Origin of the sequence: Hominimerdicola alba (assembly GCF_900109655.1) — a bacterium.
GTDB classification, from domain to species: Bacteria; Bacillota; Clostridia; order Oscillospirales; family Ruminococcaceae; genus Hominimerdicola; species Hominimerdicola alba_B.
Genome location: NZ_FOAT01000013.1, coordinates 43,779 through 57,939, shown reverse-complemented (window position 1 = coordinate 57,939; position 14,161 = coordinate 43,779). Strand labels below are relative to the sequence as shown.

General features: G+C 45.5%; 16 protein-coding genes. 10 read left to right on the top strand and 6 right to left on the bottom strand.

What is annotated here, in order from left to right; all coding sequences use genetic code 11:
• Position 1 precedes the first annotated feature (1 nt).
• From BMY75_RS13280 to BMY75_RS13270, 3 genes are all read left to right on the top strand, one after another.
• Positions 2-1,831, top strand: a complete 1,830-nt coding sequence (locus BMY75_RS13280) for a SpaA isopeptide-forming pilin-related protein (RefSeq protein WP_074834588.1) — start codon at positions 2-4, stop codon at positions 1,829-1,831.
• 123 nt (positions 1,832-1,954) lie between these two features.
• Positions 1,955-2,776, top strand: coding sequence for a class C sortase (locus BMY75_RS13275; RefSeq protein WP_074834585.1), 822 nt, complete (start codon positions 1,955-1,957; stop codon positions 2,774-2,776).
• Between the two features lie 302 nt (positions 2,777-3,078).
• Entirely contained in the window at positions 3,079-4,710 is a 1,632-nt protein-coding gene (locus BMY75_RS13270; protein ID WP_074834583.1) for a class I adenylate-forming enzyme family protein, read from the top strand.
• 106 nt (positions 4,711-4,816) lie between these two features.
• Here the strand turns inward: BMY75_RS13270 and BMY75_RS13265 are convergent, their stop codons facing one another.
• The 6 genes from BMY75_RS13265 to BMY75_RS18045 are packed head-to-tail and all read right to left on the bottom strand — an operon-like array spanning position 4,817 to position 7,773.
• Entirely contained in the window at positions 4,817-6,139 is a 1,323-nt protein-coding gene (locus BMY75_RS13265; RefSeq protein WP_074834580.1) for an ABC transporter permease, read from the bottom strand.
• Positions 6,140-6,145: 6 nt separating this feature from the next.
• Complete coding sequence (locus BMY75_RS13260; protein WP_074834577.1) at positions 6,146-6,898, bottom strand: ABC transporter ATP-binding protein; 753 nt, start codon at positions 6,896-6,898, stop codon at positions 6,146-6,148.
• Positions 6,899-6,917: 19 nt separating this feature from the next.
• A complete protein-coding gene (locus BMY75_RS13255) occupies positions 6,918-7,148 on the bottom strand; it encodes a hypothetical protein (protein ID WP_074834574.1) in 231 nt (76 codons plus the stop codon).
• Positions 7,149-7,169: 21 nt separating this feature from the next.
• A complete protein-coding gene (locus BMY75_RS13250; protein WP_074834572.1) occupies positions 7,170-7,355 on the bottom strand; it encodes a hypothetical protein in 186 nt (61 codons plus the stop codon).
• Between the two features lie 21 nt (positions 7,356-7,376).
• Complete coding sequence (locus BMY75_RS18050) at positions 7,377-7,553, bottom strand: hypothetical protein (protein ID WP_170844303.1); 177 nt, start codon at positions 7,551-7,553, stop codon at positions 7,377-7,379.
• 52 nt (positions 7,554-7,605) lie between these two features.
• Positions 7,606-7,773 carry a hypothetical protein gene (locus BMY75_RS18045; protein WP_170844302.1) on the bottom strand — a complete coding sequence of 56 codons (168 nt, stop codon included), beginning with the start codon at positions 7,771-7,773 and terminating at the stop codon, positions 7,606-7,608.
• 455 nt (positions 7,774-8,228) lie between these two features.
• On the opposite strand from BMY75_RS18045, the gene BMY75_RS13245 reads away from it, so the two are divergent.
• The 7 genes from BMY75_RS13245 to BMY75_RS13215 all read left to right on the top strand — a co-directional run bounded on the left by BMY75_RS13245 (position 8,229) and on the right by BMY75_RS13215 (position 14,151).
• Complete coding sequence (locus BMY75_RS13245; RefSeq protein ID WP_081350554.1) at positions 8,229-9,260, top strand: MraY family glycosyltransferase; 1,032 nt, start codon at positions 8,229-8,231, stop codon at positions 9,258-9,260.
• A 43-nt stretch (positions 9,261-9,303) separates the two neighbouring features.
• A complete protein-coding gene (locus BMY75_RS13240) occupies positions 9,304-10,368 on the top strand; it encodes a lysylphosphatidylglycerol synthase transmembrane domain-containing protein (protein WP_431602522.1) in 1,065 nt (354 codons plus the stop codon).
• A gap of 97 nt (positions 10,369-10,465) precedes the next feature.
• A complete protein-coding gene (locus tag BMY75_RS13235; protein ID WP_074834567.1) occupies positions 10,466-11,095 on the top strand; it encodes a CDP-alcohol phosphatidyltransferase family protein in 630 nt (209 codons plus the stop codon).
• Positions 11,096-11,116: 21 nt separating this feature from the next.
• On the top strand, positions 11,117-12,280 hold the full coding sequence (locus tag BMY75_RS13230) for a DUF7021 domain-containing protein (RefSeq protein ID WP_074834564.1): 1,164 nt from the start codon (positions 11,117-11,119) through the stop codon (positions 12,278-12,280).
• Positions 12,281-12,405: 125 nt separating this feature from the next.
• A complete protein-coding gene (locus BMY75_RS13225) occupies positions 12,406-13,278 on the top strand; it encodes a phosphatidylserine decarboxylase (RefSeq protein WP_074834561.1) in 873 nt (290 codons plus the stop codon).
• Positions 13,279-13,287: 9 nt separating this feature from the next.
• Complete coding sequence (locus tag BMY75_RS13220) at positions 13,288-13,671, top strand: hypothetical protein (protein WP_074834558.1); 384 nt, start codon at positions 13,288-13,290, stop codon at positions 13,669-13,671.
• A 42-nt stretch (positions 13,672-13,713) separates the two neighbouring features.
• Positions 13,714-14,151 carry an HIT family protein gene (locus tag BMY75_RS13215; protein WP_347500073.1) on the top strand — a complete coding sequence of 146 codons (438 nt, stop codon included), beginning with the start codon at positions 13,714-13,716 and terminating at the stop codon, positions 14,149-14,151.
• Positions 14,152-14,161 lie beyond the last annotated feature (10 nt).

Sequence of the window (14,161 nt, the reverse complement as noted above, 5' to 3'; positions counted from 1 at the left end):
TATGAAAAAAATGTTTAAACGCACAACGGCTATAGCCGCTTCAGCACTCATGATCGGTCAGATGGCACCTTACAATGTATTTGCAACACCGGCTACAACAGGTACAACCAATTTGACGATACACCCGTATGTATTAAGTGAAGAAAATTATAATGCAGCGAAAGCATCAGACTATACACCCACAGGTAAAGCTAACGTTGATGGTAACTGGGTGGCAGATGCTTATGGTGAAGAAACTGCGGGTATTACATTCGATATCGTTGAAGTGGATTTTTACGGTAAAGAAGTACAAGGCGGACACACATACTCGAATGTTACAAATGTCGTTGATATTCCTAACGCATTTTATAAGATAACGCCATATAACAATGATACAGATGTAAATTTCAAAGATGCAGAGGCTTTCTATCTTCATCTGCCTGCGGTAGTTGGCGGTAAAACATTAAATACTGTTGATATTTACCCCAAGCTGACAGACAATAATGATAATGGCGATAATACAGATCCCACATCTCTGAGCGACCCGGAAAATCCCAATTCTAACGATAAGCACTCGATCAAGCTGACTAAGACACTGAGTGACGGTGCGACTAATTGGACAACAGTTGGAGAAGCAGTATTTGATATCTACTATAAAGATAATCTGGGCAACTGGGTGAAAAAACAGAATTTCACAACAAAAAATGGCGTTCTTTTGGTAGACGGTCTGCCGCTGGGTACATACTACGCAGTTGAAACAGAAGCTCCCGAAGGATACCTGCTTGATAAGACACCCATCAAGTTTGTACTTGACGGAACATCCAATGCTATTCAGGTCAATACATTCCCAAATGACAAGGAACTGGAAGTTGCTAAGGAAGTAATGACAGACAGTAATCTTAATACAGGCAAGAATTATATGTGGAAGATCACTGCTGATATCCCGGATAAGGCTCAAAACCTTATCAGCTACGCTGTAACAGATACCTATGAAAATCAGAAGGATGTAGCAATAGCAAGTGTTGTTGCAACAGACGGTACGAATTCGAAAACACTCGCTTTGACAGAAGATTACACTGTAAGCACAGGCGATGGTATATTAACCGTTACACTGACAAAGGATGGCATAGGAGAACTTGGTGATTATACTTCTCTCGAAATAACCGTTACATCAACTATCGTTGACGGTTATACAGCGGGTAAAGTAAAGAACAGTTCATCGATAGCTTATGAGTATGCTTATAATCCCCCTGCATCGGATCCTGATGATGAAATACCCGATGATATCCCGGATCCTGATAAGGTTGATAACTATCCCGGCATAACAAGCTATCCCGATCCCAGTGCTCCTGATTATCCTCCTGATGGTACATATGACGAATTCACACCTGCAACCATCACTATCTCGAACGTAGATAAAAATGATACTTCAAAGGAACTTACAGGTACATTCGAAGTTTCACGCTGCAGTGAGTATTCCGACGATGCAGAAACAAAGCTCGTAACACTTGCAAACCTTGCACCCGGTGTCTACACCATCAAGCAGATCTCAACACAGTCAGGCTATTATGTTGAAGATGACGAAGCTGTTAACACCAAGACCATATTCATTGCCAAGAACGGTAAGGTTTACTATGGTACAGAAGCAAACGAAGAAAAGTTGATCTCAGATAATAAGATAGTATTTGTTAATGATCAGACTATCAAGGCTTTCGATCTGCCTTTCACAGGTACAACAGCAGCTATCGTATTCACAATAGCAGGTATCGGCATAATGGGCGGAGCAATGTTCTTCATCTTCATACTCTTCAAGAAGAGAGACAAGGACGAGGAAGACAAGGAAAATGCTTGATCTTATGTGCGAATGATGTTTCGGAAACTTGTTAAGACCCTCCGATGATCACATATGATATGAGCTGATAAACAGTGCCGCTTGCTTTGCGGGCGGCACTGCCTTTGTAAGGAGGACAAGCTGTTGAGTAAAAAGAAAAAGAAGAATAAACGTCCGGCTTTGATAGCACTGATACTGCTGTTCCTTATAGGTCTGGGATTATTTCTGTATCCCGTTATCAGCAAGATCATCATAAGCAAACAGGTAGAAGAGAACATACAGGAATACAAGGACGATCTGACAAGGATAATCAAAGAAGCCGAAGAAAACGGCGATGTTGATTTTGGTGACGATGTGCCCCGTGACGAAAACGGTGATCCTGCACCTTATGAAAAGGTACGATACGATAAAGAGGCTGAGGAAAATCAGCCGTACCTCAACGAACTGTACCAGTATATGCGCAGGCGCAACAAAGAGCTGTACGCTTCCGGACAGAGCCAGCTGAATTCTCCTACGGCATACAAGTATCCCGAGTTTGATCTTATTGATTACGGTATCAAAACGGAAAGCATAGGCTTATTGGAGATAGAAAAGCTGAACCTAAAGCTACCGTTGTTCCTGGGAGCAAATGATGCAAATCTTACAGCGGGCTGCGGACATCTGACCTATACATCGTACCCCATAGGCGATGTAAATACGAACTGTGTAATTGCAGTTCATCGCGGGCTTGGCGGTTCGGACTTCCTCAGGCACGTTGAAAAACTGGAGAGCGGTGATATCATCAAGCTGCAGAATTACTGGTACACAATGGAGTACCGCGTGGCCAGCACTAAGATAGTTGAACCTGACGCTGTAGACTCTATACTGATACAGCCCGGAAAAGACACTTTGACGCTGTACACCTGTCACCCTTACGGCATAAACAGCCAGCGGTATCTGGTATACTGCGAGCGAGTGACCTCGTGAAAATGAAGGTTAATATGGAACGCCGTTCTCTGTATGGGAACGGCGTTTTTGGGTGTAAAGTAATATTATGCCAGCAAAGCAGCGCATAAAAAGCTCTATCCTGTACGATTCATCCCCTATCTGCTTTTGGCTTGTGCAAACTGCAACAAGGCTCTGCACCATTTTTGTACAAAAAACGCCCTTTAAAGACTTTACTTTTTCCTATGAATGTGGTAAAATTAACTTAATTGCTTTTGTGCTTTACAGCTTTTATACTTTCATATATCAAAGCACAAAATTCGTTCGGAAAGGATAATTTTATAATGCCAATTACAGAATTTTTGGAAAGAAATGCAGCTGAACTCCCCGATAAAACAGCCCTTGTTGAGCTCAACCCCGAGATACGCGAGAAGCGCGTAACATGGAAGGAATATGAACTCATCGAGCCTACCGCTGATGTACCTTACAGACGCGAGATAACATGGTCGGTATTCAATGAGAAAGCCAACCGCTTCGCTAACCTGCTCATTTCCCGCGGCGTTAAAAAGGGCGACAAGGTCGGTATATTACTAATGAACTGCCTTGAATGGCTGCCTATATACTTCGGTATACTGAAAACAGGAGCTCTTGCTGTGCCCCTTAATTTCAGATATACCGCAGATGAGATAAAGTACTGCGTTGAACTGGCTGAGGTAGATATACTCGTCTTCGGTCCCGAGTTCATCGGCAGAGTTGAAGAGATAGTTGACGATATCAGCAAGAACCGTCTGCTGTTCTACGTTGGTGAGGGATGTCCTACTTTCGCTGAACACTATGACAGACTTGCTGCAAACTGCTCCAGCGTTTCACCTGATATCAGACTGACTGATGACGATTATGCAGCTATATACTTCTCTTCTGGCACTACAGGCTTCCCCAAGGCTATACTTCACAAGCACATGAGCCTTGTACATTCCGCAAGAGTTGAACAGGCACACCACGGTCAGACTGCGGACGATGTATTCCTCTGCATACCGCCCCTTTACCACACAGGCGCTAAAATGCACTGGTTCGGCAGCCTTATCTCGGGCGGCAAGGCTGTTATACTCAAAGGTGTCAAGCCTAAGTTCGTGCTTGAAGCAGTTTCAAGCGAGCTCTGCACCATCGTATGGCTGCTGGTGCCATGGGCTCAGGATATCCTCGATGCAGTTGACAGAGGAGATATCGACATAAGCCAGTATCAGCTCTCCCAATGGAGACTTATGCATATAGGCGCACAGCCTGTTCCGCCCTCTCTTATCTCAAGATGGAAGAAGCTGTTCCCCAATCATCAGTACGATACAAACTACGGTCTCAGCGAGAGCATAGGCCCCGGCTGCGTACATCTCGGTGTGGAGAATATCCACAAGGTTGGCGCTATCGGCAAGGCTGGCTTCGGCTGGGAGGTCAAGATAGTTGACGAGCACGGCGAGACTGTTCCCCGCGGCGAGGTCGGTGAGCTTTGCGTAAAGGGTCCCGGCGTGATGACCTGCTATTACCGCGACCCCAAGGCTACCGAGGAGACCATCAAGGACGGCTGGCTGTTCACAGGCGATATGGCACAGGAAGACGAGGACGGATTCATATTCCTCGTTGACAGAAAGAAAGACGTTATCATCAGCGGAGGTGAGAATCTCTACCCCGTACAGATAGAGGATTTCCTGCGTGCGCACCCTGCTGTAAAGGACGTTGCAGTTATCGGTCTGCCTGACAAGAGACTGGGTGAGATAGCAGCGGCTATAATATCCATAAAAGAGGGCATGGAATGTTCCGAAGAGGATATAAATGACTTCTGCCACAAACTCCCTCGCTACAAGAGACCCCACAAGGTCATCTTCGCGGACGTGCCCAGAAACCCCACAGGCAAAATCGAAAAGCCTGTTCTCCGCAAGATCTATTGCGGCGAATCCGTAGTTGCTAAGCAGAACAATTCATAATAACGACTAACACCGCGGGAAATTTCCGCGGTGTTTTTTTGATATATAAAGCGAACTATCGGGAAATAGCCTGAAAGGATTTCCCGATAGTTCTTTAAAGTGTTATTTATGATTCGCTCTCCTCGTTGGCTGAGCCTTTGCTCTTTTTGCCGCCGATGGACATGGTGAATATCCTGTCGCTCATGAATATCCTCAATGCCATAAACATACATATTATGAGGAAAATGAACTGGTAGATAAGTCCGCCTGTATACACACCGTAGTTGCCGAACATAGCATTCTCGGAAGCCATGAAGGAGTGTGTGAAAGGTATAGCGTATACGATATATCTTACTGCTGGGGACATTGTCTTGATATCAACGAACATTGAAAGCATATAGGGTATCATTGTGCACATCATGATAGGCAGAGTAAGTGTCTGTGCGCTCTTTGCGTCCTTTGCCAGAACACCGAGTACCAGTGCAACTGACAGTGCTATCAGTATGGAAAGGAACATCTGGATACCTACGAGGACATACTGACCTGCGTCCATGGTAAGACCCAGGTCTTTCAGTATCTCGGAGTAGCCGCTGTCAGAGCCCACCTTTTCAAGTACGCCGTTCATCATGTTCTTTGAACCGAACATATAAACAGCCGCCTGCATAGCCGCTACAACTGCTGCTGCCAGCATCTTTGCCGCTATAACGGAAAGTCTTGAAATAGGCGCGGTAAGCAGAGTTTCAAGGGTCTTGTCTATCTTCTCGGTGCTTATAGCGTTAAGTATCATGTTGGAAGACATCATGACCAGTACGAACATCATGATAGGAACTATCATACCCTGTGCAGAACACAGCGACATTACTATGCTTGCGGAGATATCAGCGCTCTTATCCGCTACTACTGTGGATTCTTCAAGTGCTATGGGGTTGTTGAGGAATGATACCTCTTCATTTGAAAGCTTGCCGCTGGATACCTTGGTGCTGTATACAACGTCCTTTACAGCCGCTGTCAGGTATTCAACTGCCACCTGTGAACCTGTGTTCAGGTTGGACATTGTTGCCAGCGAGTTAAGTCTCTGGACGAATTTTACCTTTGCAGCCTCGTTGTTCTCCACGCTTGCGGTAAAGCCCTCGGGGATAATAACAACGTTCTTTACATCAGCCTTTTTCAGCTCCTTGGCATAGTCATCGGAGCTTATCTCCACCACATTCACCTCGCCGTCAAGCTGTGCAAGGTTGGCGGTCAGGAATTTTATCATGTTCTTGGTGAACTCTGTATCGTCCTGGTCACAGATATTTATATCCATCATGGTTTCAGCGCTTTCCTCAACGGCTTTGCTCATAGCCTGTCCCGCAAAGGAGAGTATCACAACGGAAATGACCATAGTCATTATGGTCTGCACGCTGAGCATCTCACGAAGCTCTTTTATAAATAGTGTCTTGAATTTCATTTTGTGTCACACCTCTTTGTTCCTTTTCATTACCACGGTCTCGAAAACATCCTCCAGATTTTCAGCTTGGTATTTAGCTATAAGCTCCGCGGGAGTGCCCGTTTCAAGCAGATGACCCTTTGCGATTATGCCTACTCTGTCAGATACATACTCTATCTCAAGCATATTGTGAGAGGACAGCAGGAAGCTCATGCCCTCCCCTGCCAGTTTCTTTATCATGCGCCTTATCTCAAGGGCATTGATTATATCCAGACCGGAAGTTGGCTCATCGAGTATGGCAAGTGCGGGCTTTGACATTATCGCCCTTGCCAGCAGGAGCTTTCTCTGCATACCGCGGGAATAGCTCTGTATCTTATCATTGAGCCTGTCACCCAGCTCGCATATCTCTCTGCCTCTTTCAACATAGCTGTCAGCCTGCTGTTTGTTGTCAGCATAAAGCTCAGCCATGAATCTCAGGTAATCGATGCCTTTCATGGTCTTGTAGGCACCTGCTTCATCTGGAAGATAGGTAATGCTTTTGCGGACTTTGTCGGGCTCAGTAAGTATGCTGTGACCGTTTACCACCGCATCGCCCTCTGTTGCCTGCAAAAGGGTGGATATCATTCTGATAGTTGTTGTCTTGCCTGCGCCGTTAGGTCCTATCAGTGCGAATATCTCGCCCTTGTGTACATCGAAAGTTACCTTTTCCGAAGCGTACACGCCCTTTTTGTACTGCTTTGAAAGTCCCTTGACCTCCAGAACCTTTTCTCTTGTTTCCATACGTTTCACCTCATATTTTTCAAATAAAGCTGTCCTCAGCGTTTTCCTGAGAAAGCATATCCTCATTGATGCTGTCTGACATCAGCCCGAATGAACTTCCGCCCGCACAAACCAGCATCAGCGCTGCCAGCCCTTTGATATCGTTTTTCTGCGGAAGGCGGTGACTGAAAGCGAAGAAGCACGCCGCTATCAGCAGAGCCGCTGCCACGCCTTTCAACACATCACGCCTGCGCTGTGAGTTTGTTTTCATTCTGTTGTCTCCCTCTTTGTTCTATATCTTTCTCTTTTTTATCCTGCTTATAAAGTATCTGCCGAATGTGGGCAGTATCAGCATAGCGGCTATAAACAGCCTGAACGCTCTGTCACTCAGACCGCTTAAAAGTATCGCAACGATGATACCTATTATTACCAATGAAACCGCTGTGATGATATCTCTTTTATTTGTCTTCAGTTTCATGATGTGTCTCCTTGTATATCTTTATCTGCCTTTCAGCTTATTGAAGCCTACTCTCAGAACAAGCATCAGACCCATGAGCACAATTGCAGGTGCTACGGTGCTGTCACCCATATTCATAAATACATAAGCTATCAGCGAGCCTATTCCTATCAGAGCAGCCAGAACTGCTATTATCTTTCTGAACATTGTATTTTTCATAAGATCCACTCCCTTTGTTCCGTATCGTTTTGTTGTATCAGTTTATCTTTAACTATCTGCTTCTGCGTACTATCCAGTTTGAAGCGGCGACCATGCTTGCCGAGCTGCACAGGCACGCGATCGCCGCTGTGCTTCCTCTTGCTGTTCCGATGATGCCCATGATCAGCATAAATACTGCGATGATCCTCATTGCCAGAGCTTTTCTGTTTGTGTTATTCATAATTATACTTCCTTTCGGTAACGTTATTGTTGTCTGTATTTCTGTGTTACTGTTATGACTGTTATTGCAGCCTTAACTGTATGTATACAGTATACACAGTTTGCACAGTTTTGTCAATACCCCCCGAATACAATTGTATCTATGCATAATTTCTGCAAACCACCCTCCCTTTAAGTTATGCACATATGACAAGTTCAGGCATATTTTACCCCCGAAGCGTGTATATACACACCCCTTAACTGTGTATATACACACACATGATATATACACAGTTTGTCAGATGAGCATAACAGTCCGCAAAGGATCAATACACTTATTAAAAAGGTATCCCCAGTTAACTCCGAAGTACGAAGGGTAAATTTGTGCAAAATGACCGCCCGTAAAATTTGCATTTTCTTATAATATGTAGTATAATATATGATGTATGAGTATTTTTATTTAAAAGGAAGATGCAAATGTTATACAGACTGTTTTTTGGTTCGCATTATGATTTTTTTGATGAGGGCAATCCCTCGAAATATGCGGTTTTCATGCTTTTGATGCTCGCTTTTTCGTTCTGGTCATGTTTTCTGGCACTGAAGTTCTTCAGAAACATCCTGCCGAAAGATCAGGGCAGAGAATTCGCGGTAAACGGTGCGCTGTCACAGGGAAAAGCGAGGGGCTGCGGACTTATATTCATCACAACGTTCTGCCTTTCGGCAGCGCTGTTCATACCTCTTGACTTAGAGTATCTTATTTATCTCGTGCTGTTATACGGCGCTATGCTGACCGGCTATCTCGATGATGCCGCCAAGATACCATGGGGCAACCTCAAAAAAGGTCTGCTTGACCTGGTGATATCTCTGGGTACGGCTGTTACTTTCTGGAAGTATAACGGCAGCAATATTGATATGCCCCTGCTCCACCTGCATTTCCACATACCCGCTGTGATATTCATCATACTGGCAGGTGTGCTGGTTTGGACTTCCATAAACGTCACCAACTGCACCGACGGTGTTGACGGTCTGTGTGCTTCACTGGTGATGGCGGTGCTTGGCAGCTTCGTTCTGTTCAGCGGTGTGCTGACACTTACCGTGGGCTGGTCATTCCTGGATTTTGCACCAGTGATAATGCTTGCAACTCTGGCGGCATATCTATGGTTCAACTGTTCGCCCTCCACCATGCTTATGGGCGATGCAGGTTCCCGTGCGCTGGGCGTACTGCTTGCCATAGTATTCCTGATGAGCAAGAACCCTTTCAGCTTTGTACCTATGTGCATAGTTATCATACTGGACGGCGGTCTCAGCCTGCTGAAGGTAAGCTTCATACGTTTCCTCAAAATGAAGAACTTCATGAAGGATATCCGCACTCCCCTGCATGACCACTGCCGCAAGAACAAGGGCTGGTCTGATACACAGGTGGTAATGCGATTCACTATAATACAGCTGGTAATAAATATTATGTACCTTGCTGCCACAAACTACGACAGACTCACCTCCCTCAGCTAAGCTGACGGGCGATACAGACATATATTAAAGTTGGTGAACGACAATAAAACGACTGGTAAAGAAATATCTTAAATACGTTCTTAATATAGGTTTTATCGGACTTATAATGCTGCTGACATTCCGACTGCTCTTCAAAGGACAGGAGCTTTCGGATATCATAAAAGACCTTAAGAATGCAGATGACAAATGGCTCTTGGCGGGACTTGTGCTGACCTTCTGCTTTGTGGCGGGAGAATCCTGCATAATACATTTCCTGCTAAGGGTATGCCGACAAAAAGTGCGGCTGACAAGCTGTCTGAAATACTCTTTCATCGGGTTCTTTTTCAGCTATATAACCCCCTCGTCATCGGGCGGACAGCCTGCACAGATGTACTACATGAAAAAAGACGGCGTAAAGATAGGCTTCTCCTCGCTGATAATGCTGCTGGTGACAATAGCTTACAAATCAGTGCTGGTGATACTGGGGCTTATCCTGCTGATATTCAACTTTGACGCTGTAGCCGAACACGGCAGCCGTCTTTCGCTGCTGATAACGGTCGGATTTGTGCTGAATATAGCTTTCATCGCAGGACTTGCATTCATCGTCGCAAGACCCGACTGGGCAAGACGTGCAGGGATCACCATACTCAACAAGCTTACGGACTGGAAGATAGTCAAGGAAAAGAACCACGAAAAGCTTGTGGAGAAAATAAACCGTATCTGCGATACCTATGTTATCGGTTCAAAGTACGTCAGAGAAAATGCGGTAACAGTGGCTAAGGTATTCATCATGACCCTTGTGCAGAGGCTTTGTCTTTTCGCGGTAACATGGGTGATATACAAGTCCTACGGACTTTCGGGCGTAAGTTTCTACGACATCGTGACCATGCAGGTGATGATAGCAATAGCGGTGGAGATGCTTCCTCTGCCCGGAGCGGCGGGAGTTACCGAGGGAAGCTTCCTGCTGGTATTTGAAGCGATATTCGGTTCAGAATTTGTAAAACCCGCTCTGCTCCTCAGTCGAGGACTTACATTCTACGCGGTGCTGATAGCAGGCGGTATAGTAACGTTCATAGCCCACCTGAAAGTAATGCGTTCGGACAAGCAGCTGAATATCCCGCGAAATTGATTTTTTTATCTAAAAATTCTTGGCTGGGGCATGACTTTGCCGGACTAAAACACAGATCAAAAAACTTTATAAAGATAAGAAGAGGGAAGAATTCAAAATGATAGGCTTTTATAATTATTCGGTAATACTCACCTATGTGGGACTGTTATCCTCGGTATTCGGGATAACACAGGTATTTGAAGGACATGACGCGATCGCGTTTTTCTGCCTTGTTATATCGGGCATATGCGACCTGTTCGACGGCAAGATAGCACGTTCAATGAAAAACCGCTCAGATCACGAAAAGGTCTTCGGCATACAGATAGATTCTCTGTGCGACCTTGTATGCTTCGGCGTTTTCCCTGCTGTTCTGGGATATCACTATCATACAGTATACCCCATGAGACTGATACCCTCGCTGATGATAGTTCTCGCGGCAGTTATAAGACTGGCATACTTCAATGTTATGGAAGAGGAACGCCAGCGTGAAACAGAGGAGAACCGCAAGGAATACGAGGGGCTGCCTGTTACAAGTGTATGTATAGTTCTGCCGCTTTTGTATATCGGCAGGCATAATATCCCCGGTTACATATTCCCATATGTATTTCAGGGTTTCCTTGTGCTGATATCGGTGATGTTCGTGCTGAAGATAAAGGTCAACAAACCCAGCAACAAGGGTCTGCTGGTAATGTTCACACTGGGGCTTATTCTCTTTTTCAGCTATCTTAAAATGAACCATATCATATAACTCTGTCGGGAGGGAAAAGCTGTGGACATATTTCTTTTCGGGATACTGGTACTTTTGTTAAGCTGTGTGATAACATTCACAGGTGTGATCGATTTCTTTTTGATAAAAGACTTCATCAAAGAGAGCAGACCCGAGGCTTTGCTGTTCGCACTGCTTGTCTTTGCCACGGGGCATATACTGAGCGGACTCGTATATGCGGCGTTACGCAGGTCGCAGGGTGAAAGGGACTTCAAAGGGAACTTTTTGACTTACCTGATGATCATAAGGTACTTTCCCAGGGCGCTGTTATACATAGTCTGGTACGGCGGAGGTCTTTTCCTGCTGATACTTACCTTTTACTGTCTGAAAGAATCGGGTCGGGAGCTCGGTGTTTATTTCGCAGTGACAGTGCTGTGGATAGTGCTGACTTATTTCGGACACAAAGCTCTCAGAAAGATCGTTCTTGGCAATATCGACCCCGACAGCATAGAATGGCCGAACTCATATTATGAAAAGGATATCCGCACGATAGTAGCAGCTGTCGAAAAATGCGATACGAACGGCACATTCAGCGTAAATAGAAAAAAAGGCGAAGCGTACTGCGCGGACGTTCTCTGCACAGCCTTTTATGACGAAGAAAAAGGCGAACTCATGCCCGCAAAGGGATACCTCCACTGGTTCGTAAGAAATCAAACATACGATAACTGCGGCAAAATAAAGGGCTTTACCGAAAACGGGCTGTACCGTGTGCGTGTTCGTGAACAAATGAAAAAGAATACGGACGGCACAGAAGAACACCAAGGGTTCTGGCTTGAAAAGATCGTTGATAAAAAAGTGCAGTGTCCCGAATTACAGGCATATGTAGACGAATACAACAAGCCTATCATAGTAAAGGACGACTTCTTCGGAGAGCTTGAGTACGACAAGACAGAAGAGCGTTTCGAGGGCGAGATGAAGCTCGGCGAAGACAGTATCGGGGCATATATCTATGCGGAAAACGAACCCGAAAAGTGGGAGGCAATTATAAAAAATGCGGCTGAACGCATAGGCGATATAGCCGAGCTGGACAAAAAATGCAGGAGATATGCATCACAAAATATCGATGAAGTGTTCGATGAAGATAGCAACGAACTCTCTGAGCAGGCTCTATATACGACGATCTGTCTCTGTTTTGTCTGGATATTTATGATGAGACACAGATCATAGCGGTATATGGTTCCGATAATCTATTTGGCTCACCTGAAATAAGGGTAAACTATGATAAGGAAAAAGGTCCTTACGACTGGGAAATGGAATGTTAAAGCAAACGCGATCGAAAGGAGTGTATACACATGAGGTACAGAGACAGACAGGGCAACGAGTATAAAGTCACCACCAATCAGGACAGATTCCTGAATGATGCTTATGACAGCTATCTGGGCAGAAGCGTGCTGGAGATAGCTTCACTGCCCGTATTCTCAAAGGTCAGCAGAAAGGTGCTGAACAGCAAGTTCAGCAGCGGTTTTATCGAGAATTTTGCCGAAAAGAACGGCATTGATATGTTTGATTACGAGGAAAAGCAGTATACTTCCTTCAACGATTTCTTCACCCGCAAAATAAAGCCGGGACGCAGACATTTCGTCCCCGATGAACACAAGCTAGTATCACCCTCGGACGGCAAGGTCAGCGCCTATGAGATAACACCCTCGAATACCTTTGTTATAAAGGATTCGGTGTATAATATCGACAGCCTGCTGCGCGACAAAAAGCTTGCGCAGAAATATGCCGGCGGCTATGCGCTGATAATAAGGCTGAGTGTTGACGACTACCACCGTTACATCTATCCACTCAGCGGTATCAAGAGCCATGACCGTGAGATAAAGGGGTTTCTCAACACCGTTAACCCCGTGGCTAACCGCCATGTTGAGGTCTACAAGGAGAATTCCCGCACCTACTGTATGCTGAGAACAGAATTTTTCGGCGATGTGGTGCAGATGGAAGTCGGCGCGCTTATGGTGGGCAAGATATCCAACCATCACCCATGGGGAAATCACAGAGTCCGTCAGGGCGAGGAAAAGGGTATGTTTGAATTCGGCGGTTCGACTATCGTGCTTCTGCTTGAAAAAGGCGCTGCCATAGTTGATGAAGACCTGCTGATAAACACACGCGAGGGCGCTGAGACCAAGGTGCGTCAGGGCGAACAGCTGGCTAAGTCCGTAAAATAAGAGTAGCCTATGGATATCGAAGCTACAAAAGCGTATTACGCAGGTATGGGGAGAGAAAGCGTATGCAGCTGTGATTATTGTCAGAATCTTGTTGATGAGATAAAATTGGCTTACCCAAAAGTCGCTGAGTTTCTTTCGGAGCTCGGTGTTAATATCGAGCTCCCTTTTGAGGTCTTTCTGCCCATAGAGAACGATGACGGCTATATGGATTATTATGCGGTGCAGTACCTTGCGGTCGGTGAACCCGATGGTTTTGAGGAAACGAAGATAGGTGATATCTCCGTATACATCACAGAGGTACACCCCGCCGCGACATACAAGGGAAAATATTTTGTCATTGAAGCAGGAACGTTCCATATAAAATGCCGATATGACAAGTACAAATTCAACTAAGAAACGGTGGATACTATGTGCCTTATATGCGACAGGATCAATATGATAAAAAACGGGACGAACCCGTATTTCGTGAAAGAGCTTGAAACAGGATACGTGGTCATAGGCGACCATCAGCATTTCTATGGTTATACGCTTTTTCTGTACAAGCACCACGGCGATAAAACAGAGCTTTTCCATCTTGATACCGCCGAGCGTGCAAAGTTCATGGAAGAGATGGTTCTCGTGGCTCAGGCAGCTGCAAAGGCTTTCGGGGCTGAAAAAATGAACTACGAGCTTCTTGGAATGGGAGACGCGCATCTGCACTGGCACCTATTCCCGCGGAGAACGGGAGATATCGGCAACTGCTACAACAACGGCAGAGGTCCGGTGTGGAGCATACCCATGGAAGAAATGTACAGCGATGATAATCGTCCCACCGCGGAGAAGCTTGAGGATATGAAGCGAAAGCTCCGCGAAGAGCTTGAAAAGCTTATGTAAGTAATAAGTA